Below are 1,035 nucleotides of genomic sequence, written 5' to 3'. Positions count from 1 at the left end.
CCGCGGTGCCGAGCACGCGCGCGGGCAGGTGCTTGACGAGCCAGGCCGCCAGTGGTGCCACGATCACGCCGCCGACCAGCAGTGCCGCGGCGTAGCCCCAGTCGATGCCGGCCGCGCCCAGGCCGATGAGGAAGCCGAGGGAGCCACCCACGGCCACCACGAACTCGGAGGTGTCGATGGAGCCGACCACCTTGCGCGGCTCGACCCGGCCCGAGGACAGCAGCGAGGTGGTGCCGACCGGGCCCCACCCGCCGCCGCCGAGCGAGTCGAGGGTGCCGCCCACCAGTCCGAGGGGGACCAGGAACCCTGTCCGCACGCGGCCCTTGAACTCCGGACGACGCCCACCCAGTGCGAGGAAGCGGTACAGCACGTACAGGCCCAGCGTCAGGAGGATCGCCCCGACCACCGGCTTGGCCACGTCCGCCGGGAGGTTGGTGAGGATGGTGGCGCCGGCGAACGCCCCGATGGCGCCGGGGACCGCGAGGATGCGCACGATGCGCCAGTCCACGTTGCCCAGCTTGTGGTGGGAGATACCTGAGGCCAGGGTGGTGCCGATCTCCGCGAAGTGCACGGACGCCGAGGCCGCGGCGGGCGCGATCCCGGCCGCGACCAGCAGCGTCGTGGACGTCACGCCGTAGGCCATCCCCAGGGAGCCGTCGATGAGCTGGGCGATGGCGCCGACGACGCCCAGGACGATCAGTGTCTTCACGAGTGCTCCGATTATCTTGTGTGTGGATTAAGTAGACCAACACAGTAGACATTAAAGGCGCGCCAAGTCCAGACCGATCTGTCTACGTGGTGCCGAGGTGATGAAGATGTCGTGTCAAGATGAGAATTTTGTGACACAATTGCGGAATTCGCACCGGCTCCGGGCCGGTGCTCTGCGCTGGGGGGCGGGATGGACGGGGTCGGCGAACGGTCGTGTTATGTCCAGGAGGCCGCCGACGGCGCGACCTGGGGGTGTCAGCGATGCGGGGCCACCAGCGGGGTGCTGCCCTCGCGAGGGGCGGCACGGGTCGCGGCCGACGCGCACCG

At 69.9% G+C, this 1,035-nt stretch carries 1 protein-coding gene; it reads right to left on the bottom strand.

Annotated features, from left to right (window positions below; all coding sequences use genetic code 11):
• On the bottom strand, positions 1-709 hold a 709-nt coding region (locus G6020_RS14360), incomplete at its 3' end, for a TSUP family transporter (protein ID WP_182611080.1).
• Positions 710-1,035 lie beyond the last annotated feature (326 nt).

Source organism: Dietzia sp. B19 (assembly GCF_014145155.1).
Classification (GTDB): Bacteria; Actinomycetota; Actinomycetes; order Mycobacteriales; family Mycobacteriaceae; genus Dietzia; species Dietzia natronolimnaea.
This window is presented reverse-complemented; position numbering and strand designations above follow the sequence as displayed.